This window comes from Marivivens sp. JLT3646 (assembly GCF_001908835.1).
Lineage (GTDB): Bacteria > Pseudomonadota > Alphaproteobacteria > Rhodobacterales > Rhodobacteraceae > Marivivens > Marivivens geojensis.
On the sequence record NZ_CP018572.1, the window covers coordinates 1,645,142 to 1,660,047 of the forward strand.

Here is a 14,906-nt window from a genome sequence, read left to right on the forward strand (position 1 = left end):
AACCAGCCTCCTGTTCGCTGCGGCTACGCTAGGGGGTCAACCGCGATGCCGCAACGGCGAATGGTTAGCCTTCGACGGATCGACCAAAGATTGCAATGACCGCGCCGAGAATTGCGAGGCCCCAATAGATCGGGCGACCGCGTTGTGCAGCGATGGCAGCTTGGACCGCGTAATAGGCGGCAAAGGCGCGGCTGGCATAGGCGATGATGGCAAAAACATCCGCGCCCCAAGTGAGCGCCAACCCCACTGCCACCAGAACCGCATAAGACTGCCCCGTGCCGAGCCGTCCTTTGGTCAGTTCCGTCACCAGTCCGCCCGATCCGCCCGTATCTGCTACGGCCGCACTGAACTGGGCCGACAAGGCCGCAACGATCAGGAGTGGCGGCAAAACGGGCGCGACGATGGCCATCATGTCGATCACTGCCGTTTCGGACAAAGGCACATGTCCCGCGGGGAAAAGATACACCAGAAGGCATATGTAAATCATATAGATAGCGGCTGAGATCAGTTGCGCCCACCGCATCGATCGCACCCGCATGTCAGCAGAATACGTATCACCGAGGTAGCGAGACGTTTCGAACCCTTGGACCGTGACGATGAGGCCAAAGGCCAATGTGACAGCGCCCCAGCCTGACACCGTGACGGGGTTTATGACTAAACCGCCTGCAATCGCTTGGTCCGTGAAATGCACCGCCAGACCTGCGAGCAAGCCCGCGATGATCGCGAGTTTGAGGGTGACGGAGGCTTGCTCCATTCGTTCCATCGCGTGAAATCCGTAGACCCAACCGACCAAGAGGATAACCGCATAGGTCACGGTGGTGATGATCCGTGCGGGCAATGCACCATCCCACGGCGTGAGCGTGGCTGCAAAAGCGCCAAAGAGGTTTAGGTAGTAGGCAACCGAGATGAAATAGGCCACTGCCAAGAGCCACGACGCCACAGTTTCAAGACGAGCGATGCCCCGACCACGGTCTGCATTTGTGTCGATGTCGTAGATGTTCGCGCGGATCGCCCCGCCAAAGGCATAGGCCACGCTACAGAGGCCCAGCATCACAAGGGGGGCAAACGCACCGAAGCTGTCATCAAGGACCGGACCGAGAACCAGAAACCCACTGCCGATGATCGAGGCCAGCGGCGTCACTGTGGCCCGCCACCCTGCCGCCCTGCTTAGCTTTGGGTAAAACAAAACCGCCCCCGCGAGGACCGTCACAATAACAATCGTGAGATCGGTCAGCACAGGGGCGGCTTTCGTTGATTACTTACCAATTTTGGACAGTTTGTCCTGAAGCTCGGCAAGTTGTTTTTTGATCGTGTCGAGGTCATCACCCGCTTTGGGGGCGTCCTCTTTTTCAGGACCGGATGATCCGACCAGTCCACCCGTCATCGCCTTGAAAAATGCGGCTTGCTGCGCCTGCATCGCCTCTAGCCCCGGAATAGCGGGCATGGATGGCTGCGATTTGGTCATTTTTTCCATCATCGACGACTGGCTCTGACGGAGCATTTCGAACGACGCAGCGAGGAACTGTGGCACCACAGAGGTCGCTTGAGTCGTATAGCTGCGCACCAGATCAGTGAGCACATCCACCGGAAGCACGCTTTCCCCGCGGCTTTCATGTTCTGCAATGATCTGAAGGAGATACTGACGGGTCAGATCATCCCCAGATTTGAGATCAACAATCTGAACTTCACGGCCTTCACGAATGAACAGCGCAATATCCTCAAGCGTCACGTAGTCGCTTGTTTCAGTATTGTAGAGGCGGCGGCTTGCATACCGTTTGATGAGCAGTGGTTTGTTTGTTTCGGCCACGGGTCCCTCCCCGAACGTTTGCGGCAATGCAGCGAGCCTATGCTGCATCTGATTAAAAAGAAAGAATAAAGAAAGGGCGAGCTGTTTTAACAGCTCGCCCATCATTTCCGACCTAAAGGGAGGAGGATCAGGTCGGTAAGTCGAATTACTTCGCAGCAGCTTTTTTCGCAGCAGCGGTAACTTCGGTGGTTGCTTTTTTCGCAGCAGCGGTCAGGTCTTCCTGAGCGGTTTTGCCAGCAGCCATCATCAGTTCCAGAGTGTCTGTCTGAACTTTTTTCGCGATTTCAGCGAAAGCAGCCATGTGCTCTGCAGCAGCTTCAGCAGCGGTCGACGCGAAATCGGTGACCGATTTAGCGTAGTCAGCAGGCTCTGCTTTAACGGTCGACAGCTCGGTCAGTTTTGCCAAAGTGTCTTGAGCCCATTTTGCCGACAGTTCGGTCGATTTCTGAGCAGCGTCGATCGCAACAGCCGACATTTTTTCAGCCAAAGTGGTTTGCGATTTGTAAGCGTCTTCCATCGATTTAGTGTCGATCGGGAATGCGCCCATCATGTCTTTGAATACAGCGGTGAAATCAGGAGTAGCAGTCATCGGTAATACCTTTCGGGTATGTGCGGCGCTTGCCGCTGGTCATTTGTCTTACCAACAATATGCATGCTGCACCGCAGCATTTCAAGTTTTTTCTGCATCGCAGCATGTGAAATTTCTGCGACACAGCAAAATCAGTAGGTTAGACCCCACCAGAGGGTTATTCTCCCTCTAGTGGTGCTGCCGCAACGTAAGTTCCAGGGGCTGAACAAAGCACTGGATGGGTCGAATCACCCGGTGTTCGGGCTGGAACCATCTCGCCCGACCGTTCAGCCAGCCATGCGCCCCACCGTGGCCACCACGACCCGTCATTGCGCACAGCTCCGGCTTTCCACGCATCGGCAGAGCCTGACATGTCGGGATTGGTGTAGTGTCCGTATTTGCCTTTTGACGGTGGGTTCACGATGCCCGCGATGTGACCGCTCTCTGATAAGATAAAGGTCTTATCTTTGGATCCCATCTGCTGCACACCCGCATATGATGCATGCCACGCGGCAATATGATCGGTTTCACAGGCAATCGCGCAGAGCGGAACATCCACCTCGTCGATTTTCAGCACGTCGCCAGCCAGTTCAAACCCGCCGTCCGCGAATTTGTTCTTTTGGCAGAGGCCACGCAGGTATTCGACCGCCATCTTTGCGGGCAAGTTCGTGCCGTCCCCGTTCCAATACAAAAGGTCAAAGGCCGGTGGGGTTTCCCCCATCATGTAGCTCTTGATCGCGGGCTGATAGATCAGGTCGCGCGAGCGCAGGTAACTAAAGGTGCGCGCCATATAGAAGGACTCGAGCACGCCAGTGCGGTTCACCTCGGCCTCGATCCCGTCAACAAAGTCGTCGGTCAGGAAGACGCTGAATTCGCCCTGATCCGAGAAATCCGTCAGTGTGGTAAAGAAGGTCGCAGAACCGACTGAGGTATCCCCCTGCTGTTTCATACGCGAAAGGGTCAGCGACAAGGTCGTGCCCGCGATACAATAACCGACCGCATTGATCGTCTCTGTCCCGCAGATGGATTTCACCTCGCGCATCGCGGTGCGATAGCCGTCCTCAATGTAATCGTTCAGACTTGTGTCGCGCATCGCTGGGCCTGGATTCACCCAAGAGACGATGAAAAGCGTGTAGCCCTGATCCACGATCCATTTCACAAGGCTGTTCTTTTCCTTGAGGTCGAGGATGTAGAATTTATTGATCCACGGTGGAAATAGAACGATCGGAATATCCCGCACCTGATCGGTCGTCGGTGTGTATTGGATCAACTCGAACATATGGTTGCGGAACACAACCTCGCCTTTGCTGGTCCCGATGTTTTCGCCCAGTTTAAAGGCCGACCCATCCGCGAGCGACACAACCAGTTCACCATCATGCGCTTCTAAGTCACGCACGAGGTTTTCCAGACCGTCGATCAGGCTCTGCCCTTCGGTTTCAATCGCGCGTTCCAGCGCATCGGGGTTGGTGGGCAGGAAATTGGTCGGGCACATCATGTCTACGACCTGCGCGCCGAAATACTTCAGGCGTTTGCGTTCAAGATCAGAAATCCCCTCGATCTCTTCAACGCCTTTAGCCAACGCCTCGGAGTTGATCAGGTATTGCTGCTTAATCATATTGAAATAGGGGTTCGTCTTCCACATCGGGTTGCTGAACCGCCGATCTTCGGGGGTGTGATCCTCTGGCGCTTCCAACGTGCCCTTTGCCAAGGCCGCCTGAGCCTCTGCAAAATGGGTCAGCGTTTTGCCCCAATAGGCAATCTGTTGTTCGAACAGCTTTGCTGGATTCGCAGCCGCTTCGTTCCAATATGCCATCGCCGCCTTCATATAGAGCTCTTGCGACGGACCTTGTAATGCCTCTGGCACATGACGTTTATGGGCAAACGCTGCCATGACGCGCTGCGTCAAAGCCTCAATCCGCGCCATGTTTTGTTCGAGTTTCGCAAGCTGCGGATGCCCTGCGGCATCTTCGACCAAATCACTAGTTGTCATATGTGCGTCCTCCCCTTAACCTTCGCACATGCAGCATCGCCCTGTCTGCAGAGTTTGGGGACGTTGCAATGGCTGCATCGTTCCGCGAACAGGAGACGTTACAAGTGAAGTATATGTACACTTACGACCTTATGGAAAGCGTTCGTAACACTAATCAGTGGTTAGGTGCGACAGCGCGTGCATTTGCCGCGTATCCAGCATTGGCCGCGACCTCCAATCCACTGGTCGAATGGCTCGGTGCGTGGGGCGAAGTGACAGAGCGGACGTTCTCTCGCATGGTTGCAAAACCCGACTGGGGTATCCCGTCGGTTCAGACGGGCGACGGCAAAGACCACATCGTTCAGGTGCAAAAGGTCATCGAACGTCCCTTTGGCGATCTCATCCACTTTAAGGTGGCAGGCCGCAAGCCGATGAAACGTCGCGTGCTGCTCGTGGCACCAATGTCGGGCCACTACGCGACCCTCCTGCGCAAAACCGTGATGAGCCTCCTGCCCGATTGCGAGGTTTACACCACCGATTGGCACAATGCCCGCGACATTCCCGTCAGCGAAGGCAAGTTCGACGTTGAGGATTACACCCTCTACCTCGTTGATTTCATGAAACATTTGGGCAGCGATATTAACGTGATCGCCGTCTGCCAACCTGTTCCTCTGACCTTGGCCGCAACCGCCTATTTGGCGGAACTTGACCCCAAGGCGCAGCCAAAGACCCTCACCCTGATCGGTGGCCCCGTTGACCCCAGCGCCGCCCCGACCGAAGTGACCGACTTTGGCCACTCAGTCACCATGGGCCAGTTGGAACAAACGATGATCCAGCGCGTTGGTTTCAAATACGCGGGCGTTGGTCGCAAGGTCTATCCCGGCCTTCTGCAATTGGCCTCGTTCATCTCGATGAACGGTCAGACCCACGCCGAAGCGTTCCAAAACCAGATCTTCCGCGCCGCCAAGGGCGAGTCTTCGGACCACGACAAACACAACGTATTCTACGATGAATACCTCGCCGTGATGGATATGACGGCAGAGTTCTATCTCTCCACCGTCGAGCGCGTGTTCAAAAACCGCGATATCGCCCGTAACGAATTCTCCGTGAACGGCCACAAGGTTGATATCTCTAAGATCACGACCGTGGCAGTGAAAACCGTCGAAGGCGAAGAGGACGACATCTCGGCCCCTGGTCAGTGCAAGGCCGCTTTGGACCTCCTGACCAACCTGCCGGACGAGAAAAAAGCATGGCACGTTGAACCGGGTGCTGGTCACTACGGGATCTTTGCCGGCGGCAGCTGGCGCAACAACATCCGCCCACTCGTGCTCGACTTTATCGACGCGAATGCGGGCACGGCGCCTGCGAAACCCAAGGTCGTCGCCGTTAACGGCTAAACGAACAAAGGGGCCTCAGGGCCCCTTTTTGCTGCCTTTGTGCCCCAAATATCCCAGGTGAATTGGCCGCAGGCCAAGAGGGCAGCGCCCTCCGCTTTACTGCAGAACCAAGGGCTGTTTCATCCACGTGCGTAGGGTTTCGCCAAAGGCGGCAGGGGCCTCCAAGCTTGGCAAATGACCAACACCCGGCAAGACAGCCAACTGCGCATATGGGATCAGTTGCGCCATAAATTCGTGGCGTTTTACGGGAAAAACGGTGTCCTCGGCCCCGCAGATCAACAACGCGGGCTGTTTGATACGACGCAGGGTGCTTTGCTGGTCGCGGCGGCGCTGCATGGCGCGGCATTGGCGGACATAGGTCTCTGCCCCGCCCGCTTTGCCCATGGTTTGCAGTTTGCCCCAGATGTCTTTGCGATGGGCTGCACCGATGGCATCCATCGGAACCTCCTTGGCCAAGATATCCTCAAACCGCCCTGCCCGCGCGCCTACAATCCGCAACTCTCGTTCGGCGGAATCCTGTGGCGTCTCGGGGAGCGGCGAGGTCGAGATCAACGCGACCCGCGTGACCCTTTCTGGGGCGCGGCGCAAAATCTCCATCGCGACCATGCCGCCAAACCCATGTCCCGCGAGGGCAAATTTCGGGGGCAAACCGGGCAAGAGGTTTGATGCGATTTCGTCGATCCGCTCGCCTTGGCATGTCGGTGCAACCATCACTGGGCGCTCGCGACCCAAAGCGGTCAACTGCGGTAAAAACAGTCTGATATCCGACAGAATGCCGGGTAAAAGAACCATTGGTTCGGTCATTGGTGTCCTGCCCCCGCGTCACCCGCGGAATTGCCTGCGTCAGTCTTTCGCGAGTGTTTTCACCCGTCTTAACTGCATCATGGCGCAACTCTCCCTTTGAGGGAAGAGGGCAATGGATCACAATTTAGCCGATACGTTCCAAAATATCACAAACCGACTTTTCGATCAGAGCCAGACAGGTCGGATCAGAGAACCGATGGTCCGCGCCTTTGACGACGGTCAGTTGGATATCGTCGCCCTGCGCATGTGCAAAAAGGCGCTCCGCCACATCCTGCGTGACCACATCATCCGCGCTGCCTTGCAGAATGCGCGCAGGAAATGGGAAAGTCAGTGGGCTGCGCAGGATCAGGCGGGTGCGGCCATCCTCGATCAGGCGGCGGGTGATGACATAGGGCTCAACATATTCGTTCGGGATTTCGATGCGGCCTTTGGTCATGATGGTATCGCGTTCATCGTCAGAGAAACCCGCCCAATAACCGTCCTCGGTAAAGTCGGGCGCACCTGCGATTGTGACCAACCCCGCGACTTTATCCGCCCGTTCGCGAGACAGGAGCAGCGACACCCAGCCGCCCATAGAAGAGCCGACCAAGACAACCTGACCGTCGATCAAATCGATCGCGGCGCTGGCGTCTTCGAACCAATCGCCAATGCAGCCATCCTCAAAGTCGCCATCGCTGATGCCGTGACCAGAGTAGTCGAACCGCAAGAACCCCTGCCCCGATGCTTTAGCCCATTCCTCAAGAGCGAGCGCCTTGGTGCCTTCCATGTCGGACTTTAGACCACCGCAAAACACGACATAGGGTGCGCGACCTGTGGTGAGGTTATAGGCGATGCGGCGACCCTCTGGGGTGGTCAGATACTCGGTCATGGCGGTTTTCTCTTTGATTTTTTCGCCACATTTGCCTCGATGACCCAGAATGGCAAGCCTGCGGGCTTGACGTGTCATCAATCGAGGATCAAAACGCAGCCCGAACCATATACCCGCAACCGGGCGTTCCGTGGGCGCCAAACTGACGAGGAGACGGCCATGAGCCAGATTTCCCTTACCTTCCCCGATGGCAATTCGCGTTCTTATGATGCAGGCGTAACCCCTGCTGAGGTCGCCGCATCTATTGCCCCTTCGCTGGCTAAAAAGGCCATCTCTGCCACTGTGAACGGTGCGCATTGGGACCTTCAGTGGCCGATCAACGAGGACGCAGCGATTGCGATCAACACCATGCAGGATGATGAACCTGCGCTGGAACTGATCCGTCACGACCTCGCACACATTATGGCCCGCGCTGTTCAGGCGATCTGGCCAGATGTCAAAGTCACCATTGGCCCTGTTCGCGATTACGGCTGGTTCTATGACTTTGACCGCGAAGAACCGTTTACCCCCGAAGACCTCGGCGAAATCGAAGCGAAGATGAAAGAGATCATCAACGCACGCGAAGAGGTAAAGACCGAAGTCTGGGACCGCGCCCGCGCGATCAAACATTACGAGGACACCAACGAGCCCTATAAGGTCGAATTGGTCAACCGCATCCCCGAAGGCCAAGACCTGCGGATGTATTGGCACGGCGACTGGCAGGACCTCTGCCGTGGCCCGCACTTGCAAAACACAGGTCAGGTGCCCGCTGATGCGTTCAAACTGACCCACGTGGCAGGTGCATATTGGCTCGGCGATAGCTCGCGTCCGATGTTGCAGCGTATCTACGGTATCGCGTTCAAAAACCGCAACGACCTCAAGGCGCACCTCAACATGCTTGAGGAAGCGGCAAAGCGTGACCACCGCAAGCTCGGCAAGGAAATGGACCTCTACCACATGCAGGAAGAGGCACCGGGTCAGGTGTTCTGGCACCCGAACGGCTGGACCATCTACACCACGCTCCAAGACTACATGCGCCGTCAGCAGCGCCGCGATGGTTATGTGGAGGTGAACACCCCGCAGGTCGTGAACCGCAAACTCTGGGAAGCCTCAGGTCACTGGGAAAACTACCAAGAGAACATGTTCATCGTTGAAGTCGACGAAGATCATGCTCGTGAAAAAACAGTTAACGCGCTGAAACCGATGAACTGCCCTTGCCACGTTCAGGTATTCAACCACGGTCTGAAATCCTACCGTGACCTGCCGCTGCGTATGGCAGAGTTCGGGTCGTGCAACCGCTATGAACCCTCGGGCGCTCTGCACGGGATCATGCGTGTACGTGGCTTTACCCAAGACGACGCGCATATCTTCTGCACCGACGACCAAATCGAAGCCGAAACGAAGAAATTCATCGACTTCCTCGCTGGTATTTACGCGGACCTTGGCTTCCACAACTGGAAGATCAAACTCTCCACCCGTCCTGAAAAACGTGTTGGGTCGGATGAGAGCTGGGATCGCGTAGAAGCCGCTCTGGGTGACGCGTGTAAGGCCGCGGGCTACAACTACGAAATCCAAGAAGGCGAAGGTGCGTTCTATGGTCCGAAGTTGGAGTTCGTTCTGACCGACGCGATTGGCCGAGATTGGCAGTGCGGAACCCTGCAGGTTGACCCGAACCTGCCAGAGCGTCTGGATGCGGTTTACATTGGCACCGACGGCGACAAACACCGCCCTGTCATGCTGCACCGCGCGGTTCTGGGATCGTTCGAACGCTTTATCGGTATTCTGATCGAAGAGCACGCAGGCAAGCTACCGTTCTGGCTCGCCCCGCGTCAGGTGGTTGTGGCGTCGATCGTGTCGGATGCGGACGGTTACGTGGCTGAGGTCGTTGAGGCACTGCAGGCGCGTGGTATCCGCGCCGAGGCAGACACCCGCAACGAAAAGATCAACTACAAAGTCCGTGAACACAGCCTCGGCAAGGTGCCTGTCATCCTCGCTATCGGCGCACGTGAAGTCGAGGAACGCACTGTGTCCGCCCGCCGTCTGGGTGAAAACAAGACCGAGACTGTGGCGCTCGACCAGATCATCGCCGATCTCGCTGTTGAGGCGACCCCGCCCGATCTGCGGTAATCAAAACGTTCTAAGAATTTGGAAAGGCGCGCTTAAAAGTGCGCCTTTTCTTCGTCTGGCTTGCCCGCTGCAATCGCGAGGATCCCGCCGACGCCTGCCATCCCAATCGGGAACATGGTGGCAAAGTTAAAGCCGAACGCGGCATACATCATCACCGCAGACACCAGCAAAAGCCCCCCACCCCAGAGGGCACGGTATTTTGCCATCCCAGCCCCCGTGATCGCGAGGATCGGACCGAGGAAGCTCGCCGCTTTGATAAAGGCGGGGTTGGTCACGACGCCGAAAATCTCTCCGACTTCGGAATGAGTTTCGGTCAGGGACACATAGCCAAAGCTGAAAATCCCGATGATCATGCCGATAACACCGGCGAAAATACCCAAAGCTTTGGCTGCGCTACGCATGGCGTGCTCCTGTTTGCTATGACGGTTACATAGGCACGCCGCGAGCGCACCACAACACCCTTAGCCGATGACGCTTGCTTTGACGGCGGCCGACCAGCCTTGATACCAAACACCGTCAGAAACGATCACCGGACGTTTGAGAAGTGTCGGGTGTTCTGCGAGCAAATCGGATGGATCACGCGCTTTATCCTCGTCCGATAAGCCGCGCCATGTCGTCGAGGCACGGTTCACCGCCTTGTCCCCGAAGGCCGCCAAAATCGCTGCGATATCATCGCCAGACAACCCATCCGCGCGCACATCCTGCACCTGTGGGTCGAGCCCCGCTGCCGTCATTTCTTTGATCGCCTTGCGACAAGTGTCGCAGGACTTCAGGGAATAGACCTTCATTTCGCCTCCTTTTTCGGCATTTCGCGCAAGATGTCGCCTCAATGCAAGGTTGTCATTTGTCTTTTGGAAAATCGTGTTACGCTTTGAGTCGCAGATCGGTGGGTGCCACAACTTAATGCGCGCCCATCGTGACGGCCACGCCCAAACGGGCAACCGACGACGAAGGAGTTACGACAATGGCTAGCGGTACTGTAAAATGGTTCAACACAACCAAGGGCTATGGCTTTATCGCCCCCGATGGTGGCGGCAAGGATGTGTTTGTGCATGTATCAGCTGTTGAACAAGCCGGCATGACCGGACTGGCAGACAATCAAAAGGTCGAATTCGACCTGATTGAAGGCCGTGATGGACGCCAAATGGCAGGCAACCTTAAGGCGGCAGGCTAACCCGCGTTAGCCCTCGGACCGCTCAGCAATCAGCGGATACCACTGCCCATTCTGACTGAATCCTCGCACCAACCGTTGCGAGGCTTCTTTGGCAATGGTCGTCTTTTCACGTGCCAACGCAGCATCAACGTTTGAATGAAGTTCTGGATCGTTGATACTGCGCACGTTTCCAGGTGTTCCCATGCGGAACGTCTTGAACTCGCGTTTCACGATATCCTCGGTCACGAGAGTTGTGACATCAGTGTGACGTTTGTCTGAACGGATATTATCAAAGGTTGTCATAACGGACTCGAGCGGCCCCTCGAGAACCTGCCAGAACTGCCCCTCGTCGTAGATCAACATGCCAGTGAGACCTTTGATCTCATTTCGCTTGGACGCCTTGATCAGAATATGTTCGATCTGCTCGCTTCCCATATCTGGGGCAGCAACGCTCACGTAGATCAAACGGATCAATTGTTGGCTGTCTTCAGGCACACTTATCTCCAGCAAATTGGTCTTTGGCATGGGTAACGACCGATGACTGTTTAGCTTTACGTCAAAACGATAGCTTACCCAACGTCAACTTTTACCAAATATTCATTTGTGACAGGAATGCAAGTTACCACCAAAGATCACTTTTCACTTTAGCGTGTATTATATCAGAAAATCTGATAAAAGTAACATATGGAAAAGCCTACCCTGCGAGACAGGATAGGCATTGGTTTTTCAAAGCGAAAAGTAGCGTCAGTTTTCGAGAACGGCTTGGAATTCGCGCCATTCACCTGCGCTCATGCCACTGTTTTCCTGAGTGACAGACTCGCCCTTAAGCATGCGCCGCACACAGTCGAGAGCCTTGCCCGAGAGCGTTGCGCCGCCCATGCGGTAATCCTCGAACGCTTGATACGCGGCAGGCACCCAATCCGCGACGATCTTGCAGATTTCGTCCGCATAGACACGGATTTCGTATTGCGCGTGGCTATCGGCCCGCAGACGCAAGAAGTGGAACAGGTTGTGAAGGTCCACCTTCCAATACCACTGGGTATAGATGTTCGCAGGCAGGTTCATCCGCGCCAATTCACGTGCAAGCCCCTGCTGGCCGTCCTGAGAGATCATTTCCTGATAGTGGTCGTAGCAGCGTGCTGCATCGCCCTTGAGGTATTCGAGAACGCGAGCCGCTTCTTCACCCGTCAGAACCTCACCGCGGCCTTGGTTGTTGATCACCGACTGGGCGGCCAGAACGTCGGGCTCTGGGATGTAGAATTCGCGATCCATGATCGAATAGCGCGCGGAGTATTCGTTCACGTTTGCCGTCCGGTGACGGATCCACTGGCGCGCGACAAACACAGGAAGTTTGACGTGAAGTTTGATCTCGCACATCTCGAACGGGGTCGAGTGCCAGTGGCGCATCAAATAACGGATCAGACCCGCGTCGTTTTGCACCGATTTCGTGCCTTTACCGTAGGACACGCGCGCCGCCTGACAGATCGCAGCGTCATCGCCCATGTAATCCACGACCCGAACGAAACCATGATCCAGCACTGGTTTGATAGTGTAGAGATGGCGTTCCATCCCCTCAGAAACAGCCCGCAGCGTTTGACGTGGTGTCGCGCGAAGCTCGGCAACTTCGGCCTCTTGTTCGGGGGTAATGGACATTGTGCTCTCCTCGGGGACTGGTGACTCGCGGGTGACTATATATTGCAGATGGCAAAGGCAAAACCTCCATATTCCGTGTCTGATACGCGACAGGCACAGAATTCACCTACCCGAATGGTTGACACAGACTAACCTAAAGTCGATTGTCGCCATCAACATCAAAGCACGTTTTTTCAGAGTCCTGTAATGCACAAATTCCTTTTGACGTCTGCCCTCCTGACCGCCCTCGCGGCCTGCGGCGGAAGTGGGACCAATCCGTTTCAAAGAGCGGAGGTGGATACCGGCACAGGTACGGGCGCTGACGAAGAAAGCGCCACCGATTTTTCGAAGCTGACCGATGACATGCGCGGCGTGGTTTTTGATCCTGATGAGCGCACGTTGTCGGTTGATCTAACTGGCCTTGACCAAACAAATGGTCAGTATCCATTAGCAGCCTACAATCGGACACCGCAACTTGACGTCGAAGGCTACCTCGCCTTCACATATCAAGACGACCCACTCGATAGACACTACACTGCATTTGTCGCACAGGATTTTGCCAGAACTGTTCAAGGGGCTGTCGCCTCCGACGGTGGGCAATTTAATATTTACATGTCAGGCTCGACGTTCACCGCGCTTGAGGAATTTGTGAACCCTACTCCTTCTCTAACAGGGTCAGACAATGGCCTTGTATCCTACGCAGGTCGCTACGCAGGCGTGACAAACATGGGCGCGGTAGGAGAACTACTTTTAACACCGACGATTGAGGTGGGCGATCAAGTCCTGCCACGACAAACACTAACAGTCCAAGGCTATGTCTTCTTGAACGTCGACTTTGGAGATAATTTGATCAACGGGATCATTACCGATCGTAAATGGGGCAATACCCCACTTCCCCATTACACTCCAACATATGACGATGGCTTTCTACCAGATATTGTTTTGACAGTCACCAGCATCAACGATTCGGGCGAATTCTACGGTGCGGCACAAAACCGGCTCCAAGCAGGGATCGGCAATTACGGTGGTGTGTTTGGTGGGGCAAATGCCGAAGGCGTTGCGGGTGGTATTTTTGTTGAAAACCACGTCGGGGTCGAGAACGCCGATGAATATGGTGTTTTCGTTCTAACGCAGTGCGGATTGACTGGTGACGATCCAATTTGTGTGACCGTCAACCCTGACTATGACAACTAGCATTCGACGCTTTGCCTGCGCCATCACGCTGAGCATGTCGCTTTGCAGTGTGGCGCTGGCAGAGTCAGCCGAAATCTCGCTCGCTCAGGGGCACGTCATGGCACGACAGGCGCTATTGTCGGGTGACTTTGGCTTTGCGATGGACTTGGCGCTCGCGCTTTTGGATGCGGACCCAGACGACGCGGATGCCTTGGCAATCTTGGCGACGGGATTGATACGGGCGGGCGATTACCCATTGGCCCGTAGCACCGCCCGCCGCGCCTACCTGCGGGCCGAGGCAGGGTTGCAGTCTCATGAGGCCGCCCGCATCGCCGCCCTCGCAGCGAAACTCGACAATCGGTTCACCCTCTCGCAACTCTGGCTGAGACGCGCCGCAAACCATGCGGAACTGCCGAGCCTCGCTGCGCAAACAGCTCAAGATTACAAACAAGTCGCCGCGCAAAATCCTCTGTGGTTTCGTGCGAATGTGTCAGTCAGGCGGTCCGACAACGTCAACGGCGGCAGCGACACGGCGCTTAACGTGATTGATGGTGTGCCTTGGGTTGGAACACTCAGCGCAGAGGCGCAGGCCCTTTCGGGCACGGTGGCCTCGGGGCGAATATCTGCGCGCTATCGCATTGACCAATCGTCAGAGCACCTGACCGCTTTGACGGGACAGTTGCTGACGCAAAACGTGTTCCTGTCTGACGAGGCCCAAGCCAGCGCACCCAATTTAACCAACGCGGACCTCAGTTCCTATTCCCTGACCGCAGGCGTTGAACATCGGCAAAAATGGGACGACCTCACGACGACCACCAGTGTAGAGGTTGGGCAGGTTTGGTCGGGAGATGCAAAATCCTATGATTTGGCCCGTTTGGGCGCAGGGCTGAGCTACGGGCTGCTTGATAACGCAGCACTCAGCGCGACGGTCCGTCAAGAGATGCGGTTCGATCAGACGGGCAGCGGAAACGATGATGAGGTGACGACGTTCGGCGCGGGCATCACTGCAATCGCTCAGACGGGGATCGCCCAAGGGCGTTGGAGCGCAGGCGTCAATCACACGATAACAGAAAGCCCGACCGCAAACCGAGCCAATACCGCCTCAAGCCTATACGCGAGTTTTGCCCCAAACATGCAGGGCAAACCCGTGCAACTACAGGCGTCCGTTGGTCGTGCGGTCACACTTTATGACGATTACGCCCTACCGCCTGTGTTTTCAGGCGAACGGCGGGACGAAACGTCCTTTGCCGTGATCGAGGCTGCTTTTCCCAACATGACCTACGCGGGTTTCATGCCCGTGATCAGCCTTCGGTCTGTTCAAACAGAGAGCAACATCAGCCGCTTTACCCGATCAGAGACGGGGATCGAGATTGGCTATCGCTCTTCATTCTAACTGGTCTTCGTCGGCTGGAGTGCTAGGGTTTGACCA

At 55.9% G+C, this 14,906-nt stretch carries 15 protein-coding genes; 5 read left to right on the plus strand and 10 right to left on the minus strand.

All coding sequences use genetic code 11. The annotated features are described in order from the left end of the window. Positions 1-64: 64 nt before the first annotated feature. The 4 genes from BSK21_RS08160 to phaC form a co-directional block, all read right to left on the minus strand. The gene (locus BSK21_RS08160; RefSeq protein ID WP_197498063.1) at positions 65-1,237 is read right to left on the minus strand and encodes a hypothetical protein; all 1,173 of its coding nucleotides are present in this window, start codon (positions 1,235-1,237) and stop codon (positions 65-67) included. Between the two features lie 18 nt (positions 1,238-1,255). Further along, on the minus strand, positions 1,256-1,807 hold the full coding sequence (gene phaR / locus BSK21_RS08165) for a polyhydroxyalkanoate synthesis repressor PhaR (RefSeq protein ID WP_067546587.1): 552 nt from the start codon (positions 1,805-1,807) through the stop codon (positions 1,256-1,258). A gap of 145 nt (positions 1,808-1,952) precedes the next feature. Next, on the minus strand, positions 1,953-2,396 hold the full coding sequence (locus BSK21_RS08170; RefSeq protein WP_067545877.1) for a phasin family protein: 444 nt from the start codon (positions 2,394-2,396) through the stop codon (positions 1,953-1,955). Positions 2,397-2,553: 157 nt separating this feature from the next. Continuing rightward, positions 2,554-4,365, minus strand: coding sequence for an alpha/beta hydrolase (phaC, locus tag BSK21_RS08175; protein ID WP_067545880.1), 1,812 nt, complete (start codon positions 4,363-4,365; stop codon positions 2,554-2,556). 104 nt (positions 4,366-4,469) lie between these two features. Here phaC and phaZ point away from each other — a divergent pair, with 104 nt between their 5' ends. Beyond that, positions 4,470-5,741: a polyhydroxyalkanoate depolymerase gene (gene phaZ, locus BSK21_RS08180; protein WP_067546590.1), complete on the plus strand. Its 1,272-nt coding sequence runs from the start codon at positions 4,470-4,472 to the stop codon at positions 5,739-5,741. Positions 5,742-5,837: 96 nt separating this feature from the next. Here phaZ and BSK21_RS08185 read toward each other — a convergent pair whose 3' ends face one another. Together BSK21_RS08185 and BSK21_RS08190 are read right to left on the minus strand one after the other, a co-directional pair. After that, positions 5,838-6,545, minus strand: a complete 708-nt coding sequence (locus BSK21_RS08185; protein ID WP_067545883.1) for an alpha/beta fold hydrolase — start codon at positions 6,543-6,545, stop codon at positions 5,838-5,840. Positions 6,546-6,669: 124 nt separating this feature from the next. Further along, positions 6,670-7,413: a carboxylesterase gene (locus tag BSK21_RS08190; RefSeq protein WP_067546592.1), complete on the minus strand. Its 744-nt coding sequence runs from the start codon at positions 7,411-7,413 to the stop codon at positions 6,670-6,672. A gap of 159 nt (positions 7,414-7,572) precedes the next feature. Here BSK21_RS08190 and thrS point away from each other — a divergent pair, with 159 nt between their 5' ends. Beyond that, complete coding sequence (gene thrS / locus BSK21_RS08195) at positions 7,573-9,519, plus strand: threonine--tRNA ligase (protein WP_067545886.1); 1,947 nt, start codon at positions 7,573-7,575, stop codon at positions 9,517-9,519. Positions 9,520-9,551: 32 nt separating this feature from the next. Here the strand turns inward: thrS and BSK21_RS08200 are convergent, their stop codons facing one another. Both BSK21_RS08200 and BSK21_RS08205 read right to left on the minus strand, forming a co-directional pair. After that, complete coding sequence (locus BSK21_RS08200; RefSeq protein ID WP_067545889.1) at positions 9,552-9,920, minus strand: hypothetical protein; 369 nt, start codon at positions 9,918-9,920, stop codon at positions 9,552-9,554. A 60-nt stretch (positions 9,921-9,980) separates the two neighbouring features. Next, positions 9,981-10,307 carry an arsenate reductase family protein gene (locus BSK21_RS08205; RefSeq protein WP_067545892.1) on the minus strand — a complete coding sequence of 109 codons (327 nt, stop codon included), beginning with the start codon at positions 10,305-10,307 and terminating at the stop codon, positions 9,981-9,983. 176 nt (positions 10,308-10,483) lie between these two features. On the opposite strand from BSK21_RS08205, the gene BSK21_RS08210 reads away from it, so the two are divergent. After that, complete coding sequence (locus tag BSK21_RS08210; protein WP_067545895.1) at positions 10,484-10,693, plus strand: cold-shock protein; 210 nt, start codon at positions 10,484-10,486, stop codon at positions 10,691-10,693. A gap of 6 nt (positions 10,694-10,699) precedes the next feature. On the opposite strand, the gene BSK21_RS08215 is transcribed toward BSK21_RS08210, so the two are convergent. Both BSK21_RS08215 and thyX read right to left on the minus strand, forming a co-directional pair. Then, entirely contained in the window at positions 10,700-11,197 is a 498-nt protein-coding gene (locus BSK21_RS08215; RefSeq protein WP_067545897.1) for a BLUF domain-containing protein, read from the minus strand. 219 nt (positions 11,198-11,416) lie between these two features. After that, entirely contained in the window at positions 11,417-12,325 is a 909-nt protein-coding gene (thyX, locus tag BSK21_RS08220; protein ID WP_067545900.1) for an FAD-dependent thymidylate synthase, read from the minus strand. A 186-nt stretch (positions 12,326-12,511) separates the two neighbouring features. Here thyX and BSK21_RS08225 point away from each other — a divergent pair, with 186 nt between their 5' ends. Beyond that, on the plus strand, positions 12,512-13,498 hold the full coding sequence (locus tag BSK21_RS08225; RefSeq protein ID WP_067545903.1) for a hypothetical protein: 987 nt from the start codon (positions 12,512-12,514) through the stop codon (positions 13,496-13,498). Then, a complete protein-coding gene (locus BSK21_RS08230) occupies positions 13,488-14,870 on the plus strand; it encodes a hypothetical protein (protein WP_067545906.1) in 1,383 nt (460 codons plus the stop codon). Before BSK21_RS08225 ends, BSK21_RS08230 begins: the two co-directional genes overlap by 11 nt. The last annotated feature ends 36 nt before the right edge of the window (positions 14,871-14,906 follow it).

Excerpts from the sequence above, each read along its gene's own strand:
- thrS (WP_067545886.1), top strand. The coding sequence starts at position 7,573 with ATGAGCCAGATTTCCCTTACCTTCCCCGATGGCAATTCGCGTTCTTAT.
- BSK21_RS08170 (WP_067545877.1), bottom strand. The coding sequence starts at position 2,396 with ATGACTGCTACTCCTGATTTCACCGCTGTATTCAAAGACATGATGGGC.
- BSK21_RS08230 (WP_067545906.1), top strand. The coding sequence starts at position 13,488 with ATGACAACTAGCATTCGACGCTTTGCCTGCGCCATCACGCTGAGCATG.
- BSK21_RS08185 (WP_067545883.1), bottom strand. The coding sequence starts at position 6,545 with ATGACCGAACCAATGGTTCTTTTACCCGGCATTCTGTCGGATATCAGA.
- BSK21_RS08215 (WP_067545897.1), bottom strand. The coding sequence starts at position 11,197 with ATGCCAAAGACCAATTTGCTGGAGATAAGTGTGCCTGAAGACAGCCAA.
- phaC (WP_067545880.1), bottom strand. The coding sequence starts at position 4,365 with ATGACAACTAGTGATTTGGTCGAAGATGCCGCAGGGCATCCGCAGCTT.
- BSK21_RS08205 (WP_067545892.1), bottom strand. The coding sequence starts at position 10,307 with ATGAAGGTCTATTCCCTGAAGTCCTGCGACACTTGTCGCAAGGCGATC.
- thyX (WP_067545900.1), bottom strand. The coding sequence starts at position 12,325 with ATGTCCATTACCCCCGAACAAGAGGCCGAAGTTGCCGAGCTTCGCGCG.
- BSK21_RS08225 (WP_067545903.1), top strand. The coding sequence starts at position 12,512 with ATGCACAAATTCCTTTTGACGTCTGCCCTCCTGACCGCCCTCGCGGCC.
- BSK21_RS08210 (WP_067545895.1), top strand. The coding sequence starts at position 10,484 with ATGGCTAGCGGTACTGTAAAATGGTTCAACACAACCAAGGGCTATGGC.
- BSK21_RS08200 (WP_067545889.1), bottom strand. The coding sequence starts at position 9,920 with ATGCGTAGCGCAGCCAAAGCTTTGGGTATTTTCGCCGGTGTTATCGGC.
- BSK21_RS08190 (WP_067546592.1), bottom strand. The coding sequence starts at position 7,413 with ATGACCGAGTATCTGACCACCCCAGAGGGTCGCCGCATCGCCTATAAC.